The organism is Citricoccus sp. NPDC079358, assembly GCF_040702545.1.
Classification (GTDB): Bacteria; Actinomycetota; Actinomycetes; order Actinomycetales; family Micrococcaceae; genus Citricoccus.
In genome coordinates, this window is sequence record NZ_JBFBLI010000017.1 from 1 (window position 1) to 17,405 (window position 17,405).

The 17,405-nt window shown below is 69.9% G+C and carries 17 protein-coding genes; 3 read left to right on the forward strand and 14 right to left on the reverse strand.

Annotation, left to right across the window (positions count from 1 at the left end):
• Positions 1–54: 54 nt before the first annotated feature.
• From AB0333_RS15465 to AB0333_RS15475, 3 genes are all read right to left on the reverse strand, one after another.
• A complete protein-coding gene (locus AB0333_RS15465; protein ID WP_366219581.1) occupies positions 55–843 on the reverse strand; it encodes a cytochrome c biogenesis protein CcdA in 789 nt (262 codons plus the stop codon).
• Between the two features lie 8 nt (positions 844–851).
• A complete protein-coding gene (locus AB0333_RS15470; protein WP_366219582.1) occupies positions 852–1,526 on the reverse strand; it encodes a TlpA disulfide reductase family protein in 675 nt (224 codons plus the stop codon).
• Between the two features lie 141 nt (positions 1,527–1,667).
• A complete protein-coding gene (locus AB0333_RS15475; RefSeq protein WP_366219583.1) occupies positions 1,668–2,336 on the reverse strand; it encodes a histidine phosphatase family protein in 669 nt (222 codons plus the stop codon).
• A 78-nt stretch (positions 2,337–2,414) separates the two neighbouring features.
• Here AB0333_RS15475 and AB0333_RS15480 point away from each other — a divergent pair, with 78 nt between their 5' ends.
• Positions 2,415–3,287, forward strand: a complete 873-nt coding sequence (locus AB0333_RS15480) for a hypothetical protein (RefSeq protein WP_366219584.1) — start codon at positions 2,415–2,417, stop codon at positions 3,285–3,287.
• A 46-nt stretch (positions 3,288–3,333) separates the two neighbouring features.
• Here AB0333_RS15480 and AB0333_RS15485 read toward each other — a convergent pair whose 3' ends face one another.
• The 5 genes from AB0333_RS15485 to AB0333_RS15505 all read right to left on the reverse strand — a co-directional run bounded on the left by AB0333_RS15485 (position 3,334) and on the right by AB0333_RS15505 (position 6,317).
• Positions 3,334–4,038, reverse strand: coding sequence for a redox-sensing transcriptional repressor Rex (locus tag AB0333_RS15485; RefSeq protein ID WP_366219585.1), 705 nt, complete (start codon positions 4,036–4,038; stop codon positions 3,334–3,336).
• Entirely contained in the window at positions 4,035–4,328 is a 294-nt protein-coding gene (locus AB0333_RS15490; protein ID WP_366219586.1) for a glutaredoxin family protein, read from the reverse strand. The genes AB0333_RS15485 and AB0333_RS15490 overlap by 4 nt, the downstream gene beginning before the upstream one ends.
• A 118-nt stretch (positions 4,329–4,446) precedes the next feature.
• On the reverse strand, positions 4,447–4,545 hold the full coding sequence (locus AB0333_RS15495; protein ID WP_009882927.1) for an AURKAIP1/COX24 domain-containing protein: 99 nt from the start codon (positions 4,543–4,545) through the stop codon (positions 4,447–4,449).
• A gap of 193 nt (positions 4,546–4,738) precedes the next feature.
• Positions 4,739–4,966, reverse strand: a complete 228-nt coding sequence (locus tag AB0333_RS15500; RefSeq protein ID WP_366219587.1) for a helix-turn-helix domain-containing protein — start codon at positions 4,964–4,966, stop codon at positions 4,739–4,741.
• A 154-nt stretch (positions 4,967–5,120) separates the two neighbouring features.
• Positions 5,121–6,317 carry an acetoin utilization protein AcuC gene (locus tag AB0333_RS15505; protein WP_366219629.1) on the reverse strand — a complete coding sequence of 399 codons (1,197 nt, stop codon included), beginning with the start codon at positions 6,315–6,317 and terminating at the stop codon, positions 5,121–5,123.
• Positions 6,318–6,615: 298 nt separating this feature from the next.
• Here AB0333_RS15505 and AB0333_RS15510 point away from each other — a divergent pair, with 298 nt between their 5' ends.
• Together AB0333_RS15510 and AB0333_RS15515 are read left to right on the forward strand one after the other, a co-directional pair.
• Entirely contained in the window at positions 6,616–8,172 is a 1,557-nt protein-coding gene (locus AB0333_RS15510; protein WP_366219588.1) for a potassium transporter TrkG, read from the forward strand.
• Positions 8,165–8,836: a TrkA family potassium uptake protein gene (locus AB0333_RS15515; RefSeq protein ID WP_366219589.1), complete on the forward strand. Its 672-nt coding sequence runs from the start codon at positions 8,165–8,167 to the stop codon at positions 8,834–8,836. The genes AB0333_RS15510 and AB0333_RS15515 overlap by 8 nt, the downstream gene beginning before the upstream one ends.
• Positions 8,837–8,839: 3 nt before the next feature.
• On the opposite strand, the gene proC is transcribed toward AB0333_RS15515, so the two are convergent.
• From proC to AB0333_RS15545, 6 genes are all read right to left on the reverse strand, one after another.
• Complete coding sequence (gene proC, locus AB0333_RS15520) at positions 8,840–9,667, reverse strand: pyrroline-5-carboxylate reductase (protein ID WP_366219590.1); 828 nt, start codon at positions 9,665–9,667, stop codon at positions 8,840–8,842.
• Positions 9,664–10,578, reverse strand: a complete 915-nt coding sequence (locus AB0333_RS15525) for a sugar phosphate isomerase/epimerase family protein (protein ID WP_366219591.1) — start codon at positions 10,576–10,578, stop codon at positions 9,664–9,666. The genes proC and AB0333_RS15525 overlap by 4 nt, the downstream gene beginning before the upstream one ends.
• Positions 10,579–10,585: 7 nt before the next feature.
• Positions 10,586–11,623 carry a Ppx/GppA family phosphatase gene (locus tag AB0333_RS15530; protein WP_366219592.1) on the reverse strand — a complete coding sequence of 346 codons (1,038 nt, stop codon included), beginning with the start codon at positions 11,621–11,623 and terminating at the stop codon, positions 10,586–10,588.
• 21 nt (positions 11,624–11,644) lie between these two features.
• On the reverse strand, positions 11,645–14,497 hold the full coding sequence (topA, locus tag AB0333_RS15535; protein WP_366219593.1) for a type I DNA topoisomerase: 2,853 nt from the start codon (positions 14,495–14,497) through the stop codon (positions 11,645–11,647).
• Between the two features lie 159 nt (positions 14,498–14,656).
• A complete protein-coding gene (locus tag AB0333_RS15540) occupies positions 14,657–15,376 on the reverse strand; it encodes a winged helix-turn-helix domain-containing protein (RefSeq protein WP_366219594.1) in 720 nt (239 codons plus the stop codon).
• 45 nt (positions 15,377–15,421) lie between these two features.
• Positions 15,422–17,389, reverse strand: a complete 1,968-nt coding sequence (locus AB0333_RS15545) for a methyltransferase (protein WP_366219595.1) — start codon at positions 17,387–17,389, stop codon at positions 15,422–15,424.
• Positions 17,390–17,405: the final 16 nt, after the last annotated feature.

Genomic DNA, 17,405 nt, shown 5'->3' on the forward strand with positions numbered 1-17,405 from the left:
TCCGGCCCGACTGGGCCTCCTCGGCCCGGATGGCCCGCAGGTTGTCTTCTTGACTCAAATCGGCAGCCTCACTTCGTTGGCGAACCAGGTCTGCAACTGGACGACCCAGGAGTTCCACAGCCCGGACACCATCAGCGCGCCGAGCACGATCAGCAGTCCACCGCCGAAGCGCATCACGGCCACCCGGTGCCGGCGGAAGAAGGCCATGGCACCCATGCCGCGGCGCAGGCCGAGGGCGATGAGCAGGAACGGCAGGCCCAGGCCCAGGGAGTAGATGAACGCCAGCAGCGCGCCCTTGCCGGGGTTGCTGGACCCGGCGGTGGACATGGCCAGGACGGCGGCCATGGTCGGGCCGATGCACGGGGCCCAACCCAGGCCGAAGGTCACGCCGAGCACCGGGGCGCCCCACAGGCCGGCCTGGGGCTGGACGTGCAGCCGACGGTCCTGCTGCAACCGGTCGAGCCCGCCCATGAACACCACGCCCAGGACCATCACCACCACGCCGAGCACGCGGGTCAGCCATTCGCCGTCCCCCTGCAGCCAGATGGTCACCTGGGAGAACACGATTCCCACGAGCACGAACACCGCGGAGAAGCCCAGGACGAACAGGGCGATGCCGAGGAGCATCCGGCCACGCTTCTGGTCCTGCAGATCCGCTCCGGTCAGCCCGGTCACGTAGCCCAGGTAGCCCGGCACGAGCGGCAGCACGCAGGGCGAGAGGAAGGAGACCAGACCGGCCAGCAGGGCGATGGGCACGGCCAGCAGCATCGAGCCGTCCATGACGATCTCGGCAAAGGGATTGTTGACAGTGGTCGTGGCGGTGGCGATGGCTGCCTGCAGCATCGGGCGGCTCAGGCCTGCGCGTCGGCAGGGTCGGCCGGTTCATCGACCACGGTGGCGATCAGCGTCTTGAGGGTGGAACGCTCCGCGACCCCGAGGATGCGGGCCGAGACACGGCCCTGGCGGTCCAGGACGATCGTGGTGGGCACCGCCTGCGGCGGCACGTAGTCCGTCATGGCCAGCAGCACCTGGCCGCCTCTGTCCTCCAGCGAGGGGTAGGTGATCCCGAAGTTCCGCTCGAAGGCCTCGGCGGTGCCGGCGGTGTCCCGCACGTTCACGCCCACGAACCGCACCCCCTGCGGCTCCCACTCCTCATGCAGGGACTGCAGGTCCGGTGCTTCCACGCGGCACGGGGCGCATGCCGCGTACCAGAAGTTCAGCACCACGGGCTCCCCGAGCCAGTCCGCAGAACTCACGGATTCGCCGGAGAAGGCGGTGGACTCGAACTGCACGGGTTCACCGCGGTCCTCGGCGGCGATCTCCAGCACGGAGCCGTCACCGGCGATGTAGTTCTTGCCGTCCGCGTTCCCGGCCTGGGCAGCCAGTGGGTCCTCGGTCGAGCAGGCCGCCAGCAGCGGCAATGCTGCCAGCCCGGCGAGCCCGGCCAGCACGTTGCGCCGGCTCGGGCCGGTCCCGGATCGGGGACCGGGGCCGTGGGCAGGTCGGGGCTGATGTGGAACGGTCATGGCAGCTCGGATACTCCAGTGGGGATTGGGCGTCTGTTGGATTCTACCGCCTGTAGTAGACGGGGGCGGAATCCGCCGGGACGGCGAGAGCGGCCGGGGTGGCGTGGGCGGCCACGGTCGCGGGGGCTGCGAGGTGCCGCGTCAGGCGCCCGGCAGGTTGGAGGCGTGGGCCAGCAGGGCGGCGTTGGGTTCCCGATACTCGACCCGCGGGGCGGACCGGCCCGGCTCGAAGTGCAGTGAGGTGACGGAGGTCAGGGTGCACTCGCGCTGGCGCGGATCGTGCCAGAGCGGCCTGCCCTCGGCCGAGAGCCGGGTGACCCAGATGGGCAGCTGGTGGGAGACGACGATCGCCTCGGCGCCCTCTCCCCCGAGCTCCACGGCGCGGTCACGCAGCTCGAGGATGCCCTCGCTCATCCGGCTCACCTGGGACCGGTACGGCTCCCCCCAGGACGGGCGCATCGGGTTGAGCAGGAAGGGCCAGTGGCGAGGCTTCCAGAGCTGCCTGGCCACCCGCGACCCTCCCTCGAAGTGGTTCGTGGCCTCGATGAACCGGTCATCGATGCCCGGCTCCAGGGACAGGGCCTGGCCGATGGGGGCCGCCGTCTCCCGGGCACGCTGCAGGGAGGAGGAGACGAGGAGGGTCGGGGCCCGCCCTGAGGCGCGGGCCTCACCGGCGAACCAGTCGCCGAGGTCCGCGGCCATCCGATGCCCCAGTTCCGAGAGGTGATAACCCGGGATCCGACCGTAGAGGACCCTGTCCGGATTGTGGACTTCTCCGTGGCGGACAAGGTGAACGGTCGCAGAAGGCATGGGTCCATACTGTCAGAATCGGGCGATAGCGTTGACCCAAGACCATTCGACCCGAGAGTCCCGCAGGAAGGGCCCGCCATGAACGCGCAGCATCCCGAACACCCCGAGCACCCCCATCGGCCCGACCAGCCTGCATCGCCCCAGCAACCGGGACAGCCCGGTCAGCCGAGCGAGCCGAGCGAGCCGAGCGAGCCACGGGACGATCGCCCCCAATACGGCATCCGTCTGACGCCGGAGCAACAGGCCGAACACCAGGCCCGGCTGAGCCAGGCCCAGCAGGAACGGCAGAACCAGCAGAACCAGCAGGGCCAGCATCCGGCCCCGCCCTATGGCCAGCCGCCGCAGGGGCAGTCTCCTTACGGCCAGCCGCCGCAGGGGCAGAACACCTACGGATCATCTCCCTATGGACAGCCCCCGCAGGGCTACTCCGCCTACGGGCAGCCGCCGGTCAACCAGCCGGGCCCGGGATACGGCTATCCGGGTCAGGGCGCCCCGCAGCAGCTCGGTCCCATCACCCGGCCGGCCACGATCGACCGGTCCTACTGGTTGATCCTCGCGGCCGGCCTCGCGTTCCTGGTCATCGAGTTGCTCGCCCTGTTCTCGCCGAACATGGGGCTGACCCCGGAGATGCTGGACCTCTACCAGGAGCAGATGGACGCGGCCGGCCTGGCGATCGAGATGGAGTCGTTCCTGGCCTCGGTGCGCATCTTCGCCGTGGTCTTCACGGCGCTCCTGGCGGTGCTGTACTGGCTGATCGCCACCGGAATCCGCCGCGGTTCCAACGTGGCCCGGATCTTCGGCACGATCTTCGCCGTGCTCTCCCTGACGTCCGCCTTCGGCTTCGGCTTCATCTACGTGGCCCTGGGCGTCGCCGGCATCGTCTTCGCGTACCTGCGCCCCTCCAGCGAGTACCTCCGCGCCAAGGCGTGGGAGAAGGCCATGCGCCGCTAACGCCCACCCACCTCCGCGGGACGCCCACATTCCCAGGCCGAGCTGTCTATTGCCGCAGCTCGGCCTGATGGAAGGCCAGGATCTGTAGCTCGGTGGACAGGTCCACGGCACGCACCGTCACTCCGCGGGGCACCACCAGGTCGACGGGGGCGAAGTTCAGCAGTCCTCGGATCCCCGCCGCCACCAGACGGTCGGCCACGGACTGCGCGACGCCGGCCGGTACCGCCATGATCGCCAGCCTCGCCCCCGACTCGGCGACGTTTTCCTCCAGCTCCTCGAGCGGGCGGACCACCACGGAACCGCGCCGCTCCCCGACCAGGCGGGGGTCGGCGTCGAGCACGGCGCACAGGCGCATCCCGCGCTCCCCGAAGCCGGCGTAGCCGGCCAGCGCCGAGCCGAGGTGCCCGGCTCCGACCAGGATCACGGGTTGGTCCTCCACGAGGCCAAGGGCGCGGCTGATGGCCTGTTGGAGCGCGGCCACGGGATAGCCGACCCCGCGGCGGCCCAGCTGGCCCAGGCTGGACAGGTCCCGCCGTAGCACCGCCGGACTGACCCCGGTGTGCCGGGCCAGCTCGGTGGAGGACACGCGGACGGTTCCGGCCCGGGCCAACGCGGTCAGGGCGCGCAGATAACCGGGCAAACGGGACACGGTGGGACGGGAGAGGCCGGACCCCGGCCCCTGACCGATGCCGGCGCTGGCGCTGGTGCCGCTGCCTCTGCCGCTGTCGTCGGTGACACCGTCACCGCTCATGGCCGGTCCGCGGCCAGCATCCGCTCCAGGCGGACCGGGTCGATGCGCCAGAAGTCCCGCTGCACGCCGTCCACCATCAGGACAGGGATCTCCTCGGCATACCGCTCCGCCAGATCCGGACGCCCGGCGATGTCCACGGCGTGCCAGTCCACCCCGAGCCGGCCACAGACCTCCGCCACCACGGCCAGGGCGTCCGCACACAGGTGGCAGCCGTCCTTGACGAGGAGCTCCACGGCAGGGGCGGGAGCAGGGGCGGGACGGGTTGCCGGTGGGGGCTGCATGTCAGTCATCGGCTCCATCGTAGGCCGGGCAGAGGTTCACCGGCTCCGAGCGGCTTAAACAGATTCGGGGCCGTCCTGCCTTGCGGCGGGACGGCCCCGAATACAGCGAGACCTCGCGGTGCAGCGCCTACTTCTTGTTGCGGCGCTGGTGACGAGTCTTGCGCAGTTGCTTGCGGTGCTTCTTCTTGGACATCCGCTTGCGGCGCTTCTTGATCACTGAACCCATAGGGAAACCTCTTGTGTGGTTGGTGAATCCGCAACAGACGCCTGTTGAAGATCCGTACATCTTTGGTCAAAAACGTTCCCTAACACCTTACCCTGCACTCGGGTGTGGCAACGAACCGGGAACATCGGCCGGCGTCAGGTCCGGCCAGAATGCCGGCACAGGGGCCGGCAGACATCAGGTGAGCCAGGCGAGGTCAGGCACCGCGGCCATCCGTCCCGGTGGCCCGGTGGTCCGTGGCGCCGGTCTGCAGGATCTGCTCGACGGCGGACTCGGGCACCCGGTAGGAACGGCCGAAGCGCACAGCGGGGAGCTCGCCGGCATGGATCATCCGGTAGACGGTCATACGGGACACGCGCATCATCTCGGCCACTTCCGTGACCGTCATGAAGCGCGTGTCGGCGAAGTTACCGGCATCAACCACTTGCGTTCCCCTTTTCCACTGCCCTGCTTCGAACGGTCTCGATCTGGCGGCACAGTACATCTACCGCGCTAGGCGTGGCATTCTCAGACATCCTATCGAACACACGGTGCACTCGCGTCACCACAGGTCCACCCCCAGAGCATACAACGGCGTGTCAGTCGAACCAGGGATCCAGCCCGTGATACGGAAAGAGCTCCTTCCGCGTCGCCATGATGGTCTGGTCCACGGGGTCTGAGGGATCGTAGCCGACCTCCCAGGAGCGCCACCAGACATCCACCCCGTCCGACATGGTGGCCGGGATCCCCACCATCTCCTCGCCCGGTCCCATCCCGGCAGCCCGTGCGGCGTAGTCGCGCCAGGCCTGCGGAATGACCGTGGTGGTCCGGAGGGGCTGTCCGGTGGCTGCGGCCACCAGATGCGTCCAGGTCCGCGGGACCACGGAGAAGGGGCTGTAGCCACCGCCCCCGGTGGCCAGCCATCTGTCCCCGGCGAAGTCGCGGGCCCAGTCGGAGGCGTCCAGGGCCAGCTGGCGCTGGCCCTCCACGGACATCCGCAGGTTCGTCAGGGGATCCTCCCCGTGGCCGTCGCAGCCATGCTGGGTGACCAGGACCTGCGGGTCGAAGGCCCGGAGCAGTTGCGGGACCACGGCGTGCGTGGCCCGCAGATAGCCCGCATCGCCGGTGCCCGGGGGCAGTGCCACATTGACGGCGGAGCCGAGCGCCTCGGGCCCGCCGGAGTCGTTCGCGAAGCCACTGCCCGGGAACAGGGAGATGCCGGTCTCGTGGATGGAGATGGTCAGCACCCGCGGATCGTTCCAGAAGATGGACTCGACGCCGTCCCCGTGATGGGCGTCCAGGTCCACGTAGGCCACCCGCCGGGCCCCTCGATCGAGCAGCCGCTGGATGGCCGCGGCGCAGTCGTTGTAGATGCAGAACCCGCTGGCCTTGCCACGGCCGGCGTGGTGCAGCCCTCCGGCGAAGTTCACGGCGTGCAGGGCCTCCCCTGCCCAGATGGCCTCGGCTGCCGCCACGGAGCCGCCCAGGATCCGGGCTGAGGCCTCGTGGATGTGGGGGAACACGGGATTGTCGTCGGTGCCCAGCCCCCGCTCCAGGTCCTCGGCCACCTCGCCCGTGCTGACAGCACGGACGGCGCGGATGTACTCGGGGTCGTGGACGGAGGCCAGAACCTCGTCAGAGGCCACCTCGGGCTTGATGAGGCGCACTCCGGGCCGGTCGAGCAGGCCGAGAGTTTGGGAGAGCCGGTGGGTCAGGTCAAGGCGCACCGGGTCCATGGGATGGTCGGTGCTGAACTTGTAGCCCAGCAGCGCCTCGTCCCAGACCACGGCCGTCATCAACGGGGTGCGGACGTCGGGGGCCGGGACGGGCGCATCCCTGGGGGCGGGACTGGACACGGCGCTCGGTTCGGTACCTGGATCGGCACCCGGAACGGTGCTGGCCGCGTCGTTCGGTGTGTTGGTCATCACCACACAGACTATGCTTCCCGCGTCACCACTGGCAGGTGATGACGTCATGGACCGGATCTCGCACCGGATGGTGGATGATGGGATCCTTCATGACAAGGGACGCAACAGGCGGCACAGGCAGCCCAGGCAGGAACAGGCGGAACAGAAGGGACGTGATCACCGGCGCATGATCCGGCACCATCGCATCCCCCGTCCCCGCTCCCTGCCTCGCTCCCTGTCCCGGTTGCCGGCCCGCCGAAGCACCGGAGGCCGGATCCCGACGCCGTCGGGGGGCCGCGTGGTCCGCCCGCCTTCCGCGCTGCGCAGGGCCCTGTCCTCCCGCGTCGGTCCCCCGGCCGGCGGTCCGGACCGTTCCGGGCTCCGCGAGGTGCTCGAACGCCTCCGGTTGTTCGTCTCCACGGTGGCCGGAGCGTCACCGGCGCGGGCCGCGCTGCTGGCCTTCGCCGTCGTCATCCTGGTGTTCACCGCCCTGCTCTCGCTGCCCTTCGCCTCAAGGACGGGGCGCGTCACCGCCTTCCACGACGCCCTGTTCGTGGCCACCTCCGCGGTCTCCGTCACGGGATTGACTCCGGTGAACACGGCGGAGCACTGGAGCTTCGCCGGACAGCTGGTCATCCTCGTGGCCCTGCAGATCGGCGGGCTGGGAATCCTCTCCATGGCCGCGCTGCTGACGTTGGCCGTGTCCAAACGCCTGGGCGTGCGGTCCAAGCTGATCACGCAGGAGGGCATGACCACCGGCAGGATCGGGGAAGTCGGGTCCCTGTTGCGCGTGGTGGTCGGCACCACGTTCTTCTTCGAGGCGGTCCTGGCGGTAGTGCTCGTACCGCGGTTCATGGTGCACACCGGCTCGTGGAGTGACGGCCTGTGGAACGGGATCTTCTACTCCGTCTCCGCCTTCAACAACGCCGGTTTCACCCTCCACACGGACGGGTTGGAATCCTTCATGCACGACCCGTGGATCATCTGGACCCTCATGGCCGGGGTCTTCGCCGGCGCCCTGGGCTTCCCGGTGGTCATGGTGCTGATGCAGCAGCGCTGGCGGTGGTCCCGTTGGAACCTGCACACCAAGCTGACCGTCACCACCACCACCGCCCTGGTGCTCGGCGGAGCCCTGTTGATCGGGATCTTCGAGTGGTCCAATCAGGCCACGCTCGGCCAGTTCGGGGTCGCCGAGCGCATCCAGTACTCACTGTTCGGCTCGGTGATGTCCCGGTCCGGGGGCTTCTCCGTCTATGACATCAACGAGCAGTCGCCCGAGACCCTGCTGCTGACGGACGCCCTGATGTTCGTGGGCGGCGGTTCGGCGTCCACCGCCGGCGGCATCAAAGTCACGACTCTGGCGGTGATGTTCCTGGCCATCGTGGCCGAGGCCCGCGGCGACCGGGAGGTCACCGCCCATGGACGCACCATCACCCCGGGCTCGGTCCGGGTGGCCATCTCCGTCCTGGCCTTGGGCGCCACGCTCATCCTGGTCGGCACCATGGCCCTGGTGGCCATCAGCGACGAGTCCCTGCAGCGCCCGCTGTTCGAGGTGCTCAGCGCGTTCGGCACCTGCGGGCTCACCACGGGGCTGACGGCCGAGCTGCCGCCGGCGGGCAAGTACGTGCTGACCGTCCTGATGTTCGCGGGCCGTGTTGGTACGATCACGTTCGCGTCCGCGCTGGCCCTGCGTCAGCGCCGCATCTTGTTCCGGTACCCCGAGGAAAGGCCGATCATTGGCTGAGAACCGTCCGGATCCCCACGCCCCCGTGCTGCTGATCGGCCTAGGCCGCTTCGGTGCAGCCGTCGGCGAGCAGTTGGTGGCTCAGGGCCGCGAGGTCATGGCCATCGAGCGTGACGCGGCCCTGGTGCAGAAATGGGCCGGCACGCTGACCCACGTGGTGGAGGCCGACGCCACCGACCTGCAGGCGCTGCGCCAGCTCGGCGCCCAGGAGTTCGCCACGGCCGTGGTGGGAGTGGGCACCTCGATCGAATCCTCCGTGCTCATCACGGTGAACCTGGTGGACCTGGGTCTGGAGCACATCTGGGTCAAGGCCATCACCCCGGCCCACGGCAAGATCCTGCGCCGGATCGGCGCACATCACGTGATCTTTCCCGAGCACGACGCCGGCGTCCGGGCCGCCCACCTGGTGGGCGGACGCATGCTGGACTTCATCGAGTTCGACGACGACTTCGCGATCGTGAAGATGTACCCGCCGGCGGAGGCCGTGGGCTTCACCCTGGCCGAGTCGGACATCCGCGCCAAGTACGGGGTGACGATCGTGGGCGTGAAGACCCCCGGCGAGGACTTCACCTACGCGCAGCCGGACACCAAGGTCGGGCCGCGGGACACGCTCATCGTCTCCGGCCACACCGACCTGCTGGAGCGCTTCGCCTCCCGCCCCTGAGACTCAGGACCCGTATTCGCGGCTCATCGCCTGCCCGCGGGCGGCGGAGGCCCGCATGCCCCTCGAGATCAGGTCGGCGAGCCCGGAGTCCAGGAACGAGTTGACCGCAGCCTCCGTGGTGCCGTGGGGGCTGGTCACCGCCCGGCGCAGCGCCGCCGGGTCCACGTCCGGCTCCGCGAGCATCCGGCCGGCCCCGGCGACGGTGGCCCGGGCCAGGTCCTTCGCCAGGTCCTCGTCCAGGCCCATGCCCGCTCCGCCGGCGGCCATCAGCTCGGCCAGCAGGAAGGCGTAGGCGGGCCCGGACCCGGAGACGGCGGCCACGGCGTCGAGCTGGGACTCCTCGACCTGATAGACGGAACCCGAGCCGCGGAACAGCCCGGCGGCCAGGTCCACGTGGTGCTCGGTCACGGCGGTCCCCCCGGCCAGCCCGACCACGCCCATGCCCACGGTCAGAGGCGTGTTCGGCATGGTCCGCACGACCGGCTGCCGCTCGGGCAGGTTCGCCTCCATGGCCGCCAGCGGGATCCCGGCGGCCACGGACACCACCACGGTCCCGGGGCGCAGTGCGCCGTCGATCTCCCGGCACAGGGCCAGGATGTCTTTCGGCTTGACCCCCAGGACCACGAGGTCGGCCCCCGCGGCCGCGGTGCGGTTCGCCTCGGGATCGGACTCGGTGGCGGCCACGGTGACCCCGTAGCGCTCCTGGTTCTCCCGCGCCCGCTCGGCGGAGTGGCCGGTGGCGCGCACCGAGGCGGCGTCCGTTCCGGCGGCGAGCATCCCGGCCAGGATGGCGCCGTTCATGTTCCCGAGTCCGAGCAGGGCGATCTTCATGGAAGGGGGGACCTTTCGACGGTGTCCTGACCAGTGTCCTGACCAGTGTCCTGATCAGTGTCTGGATCTTCTGGGTCTTCTGGATCTCCGCCGGCGGCGGAGCGAGCGGCCGAGCGAGCGGCCGAGCGGGCGGCCGAGCGGGCGGCCCCGGCGGCGAGGTGGTGACGGGCGAACTCGAGCGAGTAGATCAGCATCTCCTCACGCTCCCCGGCGTATTTCGTCTTGCGGGTGCCGACCTCCACGCACACGGCCCCGTCCCAGCCGGTTTCCCCGAGGTATTCGATGCACTCGGCCACGGGCTGGTCCCCGTCACCGGGGAGCATGTGCTCGTCCTTGCCGTTGGCGGTGCCGTCCGTGAGGTGGACATGGCGCAGCCGGTCGCCGAGGGAGCGGAACGCGTCGAGCGAGTTCTCCTGGGCGATGGCGGCGTGGGAGAAGTCCCAGATGACGTAGTCGTAGTCCTCCGGCACCGGGTCCCAGTGCGGCAGGTACATCTTGGCCTCGCGACCACCGGCCCGCCACGGATACATGTTCTCCACACAGATCAGCACCCCGGTGGCGTCCATGATCTGCCGGATGCCCTCGGCGAAGCCGGACGCATAGTTGCCCTGCCACCGGAACGGCGGGTGGGCCACCACCACCTCGGCTCCCACCTCACGGGCGAGGTCCGCGCTCTTGGCCAGCTTGTTCCACGCCGAGCCCCACACCTGCTGCGTGAACAACAGCGTCGGGGCGTGAATCGAGTGAATCGGCATGCCGTGCTTCTCGGACAGCCGGTTCAGCTTCACGGGGTCCTGGGACCACGCGTTGTGCGTGACCATGACCTCGACCCCGTCGTAGCCGAGGTCCTCGGCCATCGCGAACACATCCTGCGTGCCCAGGGGGAACACGGAGGACGAGGACAGGGTCACGGGAATCTCAGCCGGACCAGTCACTGGTCACCCCCACGGAGAAGCCGGGCAGCATGGGGTCCGGGTTGAGGTAGACGTTCCCGACGCCCGGGGTGTTCTCCCGGCCGAGGATGCCCTCCTGGACCAGGGCGTCCAGCCGGCGCATGATGAGCCCCTCACGCAGGGCCCAGGGGCAGATCTCCACCTGGGTGACGCCGAACGCGTCCATCGCGGCCTCCGCCACCATGCCGCCGGCGAGCATCTGGGCGGCACGGATCTCGGACACCCCGGGCAGCCCGGCCCGTTCCTTGGCGGTCATCGCGGCCATCCGGTTGACCCACAGTGTGAGATCTTCCCGCCGCAGGTGGCGTTTGACGAACGGTCCGGCGGCCAGGGGCGCCGCGCCGGCGATGCGGGCGAGGGAGCGGAAGGTCTTCGAGGTGCCGGTCACCAGCACGGGCGCCGTCATCAGCGGGAAGCCCTCGGCCGCCTCGGCGATGGTGGCCTTGATGTGCTTGCGCAGCTTCTTGGTGGACTTCGGCGTGGGCGGGTCCGCGGGCAGCCAGTCCCGGGTCAGCCGCCCGGCGCCGAGCGGGATGGACACGGCGTAGCTGGGCAGCTCGTCCGTGCCGTAGGCGATCTCGAAGGATCCACCGCCGATGTCGAAATTCAGGATCGAGCCGACGTCCCAGCCCTGCCATCGGCGCACCGCGAAATACGTCATCGCGGCCTCCTGGTCACCGGATAGCTCGGTGAGGTGCACCGAGGTCTCCCGGGTGACCCTCTCCAGCACCGCCGCACCGTTGCCGGACTCCCGGATGGCGGAGGTGCAGAACGCGATCATGTCCTCAGCACCGTTCGCCACGGCGAAGGCGACCGCTTCCCGGATGAAGGTCACCAGCGCATCCTGGCCGGATTCCTTGATGCGTCCGTCCCCGTCCTGGTGGTGGAGCAGGGACAGGGACCGCTTGTGGTCGGCGAACGCCGAGGGACGCGCGCCGGGATGCGCGTCCACCAGCAACAAGTGGACGGTGTTCGAACCGATGTCCAGCACACCCAGGCGCATGGTGTCTGCCTTCGTCTTCCGCTACTTCTTGCCCGACGCGCCGGCACCGGACGTGGACTTCGAGCGCGCGGCCGGCTTCCGGGCCGGCTTCTTCGCCGGGCCCTTCGCCCGCTTGTCCGCCAGCAGCTCATAGGCCTGCTCGGCCGTCAGTGACTCCGGGTCCATGGCTCGCGGCACGGTGATGTTCGTCTCGCCGTCCGTGACGTAGGGACCGAAACGGCCGTCCTTGACCACCACCTTTTTGCCCGACGTCGGATCTTCGCCGAATTCGGCCAGCGGCGGCTTCGCAGCCCCGCGCCCGCGCTGCTTGGGCTGGGCGTAGATGGCCAGGGCCTCCTCGAGCGTGATGGTGAAGATCTGCTCCTCGGATTCGAGGGACCGCGAGTCCGTGCCCTTCTTCAGGTACGGGCCGAAGCGGCCGTTCTGCACGGTGATGTCCACGCCCTCCGCATCCTGACCGAGCACGCGGGGCAGACTCATCAGCTTGAGGGCGTCCTCAAGGGTGACGGTCTCGATGGACATCGACTTGAACAGGGAGCCGGTGCGCGGCTTCTCCTTGGCCGGCTTCTTCTTCGGCTTGGGCTTGCCGTTCTTGTAGTACTCGGTGGGCTGGGCCTCCATCCAGGCCGCCAGCTCCTCCTCGTTCATCTCGTGGATGACCTCGGTGACGTAGGGGCCGAAGCGGCCATCCCGGGCCATGATGGTGCGCCCGGTCTCCGGGTCCGTGCCGAGCTCGCGCTCGGACGGGCCGGCGGTCGCGAAGAGCTCCTCGGCCTTCTCCGCGGTCAGCTCGTCCGGGGGTAGGTCCTCGGGGACGTTGGCTCGTTCCGGATCGGTGCCCTCCGGGGAACCCGTCGGGACATCCTTCTCCAGGTAGGGGCCGAACTTGCCCACCCGCAACGTGATGCCCTCGGCCACCGGGATGGAGTTCACGGCGCGGGCATCGATGTCACCGAGGTTGTCCACCACGGCCTTGAGGCCTTCGGCCTTGGACTCGGCACCGAAGTAGAAGTGCTGCAGCCAGGCCTCACGCTGGAGCTCGCCGGCGGCGATCCGGTCCAGGTCGTCCTCCATGCGGGCCGTGAAGTCGTAGTCGACGTACTTGCCGAAGTGCTCCTCGAGCAACCGGATCACGCTGAAGGCCGTCCAGGACGGGACCAGGGCGCTGCCGCGCTTGCTGACATACCCACGGTCCATGATCGTGGAGATCGTCGGGGCGAAGGTCGAGGGCCGGCCGATCTCCCGCTTCTCCAGCTCGGCCACGATCGAGGCCTCCGTGTACCGCGGCGGCGGGGAGGTCTCGTGGCCGGAGGCGATGACGTCACTCCCGGTGAGGGACTCGCCCGAGGACACCTCGGGCAGGCGCTTGTCCTTGCCGCCCGTACCGTCGCTGCCGCCAGTGCCACCGGAGGCGCCCTCGGCGGGTTCGGAGCCGGCGTCGCGCCCCTCCTCGTAGGCGGCGAGGAAACCGGGGAAGGTGATGACGGTGCCCGAGGCGCTGAAGCCGGCGAGCCGTCCGGCCATCTCGCCGGAAGAGGGAGTCTCCAGCGCGGTGCCGGAGAGCTTGATGGTGGCGGTGTACCCCTTGGCGTCGGCCATCTGGGAGGCGATGGTGCGCTTCCAGATCAGCTCGTAGAGGCGGAATTCGTCCCCCCGAAGGGCGCCGGAGACCTGCCCGGGGGTGCGGAAGGAGTCGCCGGCGGGGCGGATGGCCTCGTGGGCCTCCTGCGCCGAGTCGTTCTTGGCCTTGTAGACCCGCTTGGCCTGCGGGATGGAGTCCGGTCCGTAGAGCTCGGTGGCCTGCCGGCGGGCCGCGGTGATGGCCTCGTCCGAGAGCATCACCGAGTCGGTACGCATATAGGTGATGTAGCCGTTCTCGTACAGCCGCTGCGCCACCTGCATGGTGATCCGCGAGGAGAACCGCAGCTTGCGGGAGGCCTCCTGCTGCAGCGTGGAGGTGGTGAACGGGGCGGCCGGCCGGCGCGTGTAGGGCTTGTCCTCGACCGAGTCGACGGTGAAGGTGGCCCCCTGCAGGCCCGCGGCCAGCTCGGTAGCCGTGGCCTCGGTGAGGGTGGCGACCTTGCCGGCGGCGGACTTCTTGAGCTGGCCGCGGTCGTCGAAGTCGCGTCCGGTGGCCACCCGCTGACCGTCCACCGCGTTCAGGCGCGCGGTGAAGGAATCGCCGGCGCCCTTGCCCTCGTTGGCCGTGAAGGTGCCGTCCAGGTCCCAGTACGACGCCGGCACGAAGGCCATGCGCTCGCGCTCGCGTTCGACGACCAGGCGGGTGGCGACGGACTGCACGCGGCCCGCGGACAGGCCCTGACGGACCTTGCGCCACAGCACCGGGGAGATCTCGTAGCCGAAGAGGCGGTCGAGGATGCGCCGGGTCTCCTGGGCGTCCACCAGGTCCGCGTCGATCTCGCGGACGTTCTCGAGACCGCGGGCGATGCCCTCCTTGGTGATCTCCGTGAACGCCATCCGGTACACGGGGACCTTCGGCTTGAGCTCCTGCAGCAGGTGCCACGCGATGGCCTCGCCCTCGCGGTCGGCGTCCGTGGCGAGGTAGAGGGCGGAGGCGTCCTTGAGCAGCCGCTTGAGGTCGGCGACGCGCTTCCGCTTGTCCGGGTAGACCACGTAGTACGGGTCGAAGCCGTTGGCGGTGTCCACGGCGAACTTGCCGTAGGGGCCCTTCTTCATGTCCGCCGGCAGGTCCGACGGCTGCGGAAGATCCCGGATATGACCCGCCGATGCGTCCACCACCCAGCCTTCGCCGAGGTACTTGGCGATGGACTTGGACTTGGCGGGGGACTCCACGATGACCAGTTTCGTTCCGTCACCGGAGGAGGTGGTCTTCTTGGACGTCTTCTCAGACACTCGGGCTCCTTTTCGTCGCCGGGCGGGGAACAGGTCCACTGGGCCCGGCTGGCCCAGTGGATGGCCGCCTGTGACTTCCAGGCGGACCGCCCGGTGCCCTACTAATGTAACGGCACCGCGCCCTCGGTCCTCGACCGTCGGCGCGCCCCGGGCTCCCGATCAGGCGTGACCGGGGGTTTCCGGGGCCGAGTCTGCCAGAACGGAGACGAGGTAATACACGCGTTCGGCGTCCACTGAGCGCTCGGAGGCGGGGTTGAGCTCCTCGAACTCGTCGATCAGCGCGGCGAGGCGTCGCTGGAACTCGGCGCGCTGCTCGGCGTTGACGAACACCATGCCGGTCGACAGCACCGGGGGCCGGCGCCGGCCGGGCTCGTGGACGCCGATGTCCCGTGCGTCCAGGGGCGCGTTGGCGTCCCGAGCGGTGGCCACGGCCTCCTCCGCCGCCTGACGCAGGAGTTTGTCCTCGGCCTCACGGCGCGCCACCTCCTTCATGATCCGGTCTCGGAAGGTGTTCAGCTGGACGTCGATGAACGCCTGCTTGGAGGCCGGGGTGTGGTTCAGGGAGTCAACGAGCAGCGAGTAGCCGGCCGCCTTCCAGCGCCGCTCTCGGCCGTCTCCCTCCGAGGGGGAGCGTTCCACGAAGCCGTATTTCTCCAGGGCTCGCAGGTGGTAGCTCATGGCCGAGGGGGTGAGACCACACCGGGAGGCCAGTTCGGTCGCGGTCCGGGTGGACTGCGAGGCGTAGAGCTCTTCCAGCGCCTCCAGCCGCGCCTCGTGGGCGAGGGCCCGGATGGCCTGGGGATCGGAGATGACCACCGGCCGTCGGGCGGCCGGCACCGTTCCGCTCCCGGGGGTCGGAGCGGTGTCTAGTTCAGTCATGGACCAAGATTCTAGGCAGTTCTTTCAGATTTAGCGTGTCCCCGTTCACATTCCGGACGGTATCGGTGCGGTAACGGTCAGGAATCCGTCCGTGAGCAGCTCGGCCACCGCGGCCACCAGGGCCCGCTCCCCCGCCTCGTCCAGGTCCAGCAGCCCGGCCACCGCACCGGTCAGCTGTCCCACCGAGAACTCGCCATCCGCGGCGGAGAGGAACCCGGCGGTGGCGGTGTCCACGTGGGCCGTCCGCCGGAAACCGCCGCCCTGGCGGGCCAGGATGATCTCCGGGTGGTCGGAACCGAAGCGCTGGTGGCGCTCCTCGGTGACATCACCGGGGACCGTGACGTGCAACTCCCTCAGCGCCATCAGGTCTCCGGTGTCTGCCGCGTCTCCGGTCACCAGGTCCCAGCGGTCCACCGCCGCACCCCAGGCCGGTCCCAGCGGCTGCTGCAGCTCGGACTCCAGGACCTCGGCGCGGATCCGGCCGGCCCGCGGTGCGGCCGGGCGGCGCAGCCACACGTAGCCGAACCCGACGGCTGCCACGCCCCGTTCCCCGAAGTCCTCCAGGTAACGCCGGTACCCCGCTGTGTATCTCGCGGGGTCGAGCTGCTCGGAGGAGTCCTGCAGCCAGGTCTCGGCGTAGCCTGCCGGGTCCAGGAGGTCGCGCTGGATGAACCAGGCGTCGACGCCGGACGGCACCCAGGAGCGCGGGCGCACCTCCCAGCCGGGCAGCTGGGGGCTCGCGGCCCCGGCCACCCGGTCCGTGTCGCGGCCCGTGGCGCTGCTCAGCCCGCCATGCACGGCGGTGTCCGTGGCGGTGTCCGTGGTGCTGTCCGTGGCGCCGCCCGGTCCGCCCTCCACGGTGTGGTCCGGGAGGCCGTGGATCTCCCAATTGCCGAGCATCTGCGCCATGCCGCCGGGCTCGAGGTGGTCCGGCAGGGTAGCCACGAGCTCAGCCAACAGCCGGTCCCCGGGGCGGCCGCCGTCCCGGTACGTGTTGATCCCGTCCTCGATCTCCCCGGTGAACCGGTCCGGTTCCGATCCCGAGCGCGGGGTGATGACGTACGGCGGATTGGAAACGACCAGGTCGAAGCGGCAGCCGGCCACCGGCTCCAGCAGGTCCCCCTGCAGCAGGGTCACGCGCCCGCCGAGTGTGAGGGGAAATCCGCTGCGGCGCCCCTGCGCCTGAACGCCCCGCTCCTGGACGTCAGCAAGGCCCAGGTCCAGGTCCCGGTCCAGGCCGAGCGCCTCGGCGTTGAGAGCCAGGTTGAAGGCCGTGAACTCGAGCGCCCGGAGGGACAGGTCCGTGGCGGTGACGTGGTCGGCGTGGGCCAGCAGGTGCAGGGTCTGGATGCCGCAGCCGGTGCCCAGGTCCAGGGCCCTGGCCACCGGACGGCGGATCACGTTGCCCGCCAGGGTCATCGACGCCCGGCCGATGCCGAGCACGTGCCAGGACGGCAGGATCGTCCGGGTCTGCAGGGCGGTCTGGTCGCTGGCCACCCACACCTCACCGAGGTCATCGGTCGAGTAGGGCGAGAGGTCGACCACCGGATGGAAGGCGCCGTCCCGGATCCAGCCCAGGTTGAGCGCAGCGGCACCGGCGGCCGTCAGCGTGGGCAGCGCAGCGTCCAGCGCGGCTGTCGGCACCGGGTCACCGAGCATCCAAGAGGCGACGACGGCGGCGAGCGCGCGCTGGGAGGCGGAGGAGCCGGCGTCGCGCATCACCTGGGCGAGGCGGCGGCGAGCCGGCTCGGCCTGCTCGCGCTCCAGCGCGGCGGTGGCCATGACCCCCAGCAGGTCCCCGACCGCGTCCGTGGTGTAGGGCAGGGCGCGCAGATCGGCGGCCAGGTCAGCGACGGCGGCAACGGAGCCGGTGGAGGAGGCGGAGGCGGAGGCGGCGTTCCGGTCCCACCGCGGAGGATCGACCATCCCGTGGTTGAAGGGCTCGGTGCTGACGGTGCTGGCGGTGTTGGCGGTGTTGACGGCGTTGACGGTGCTGGGACGCGGATCGGTCATGACTCCATTGTGATGC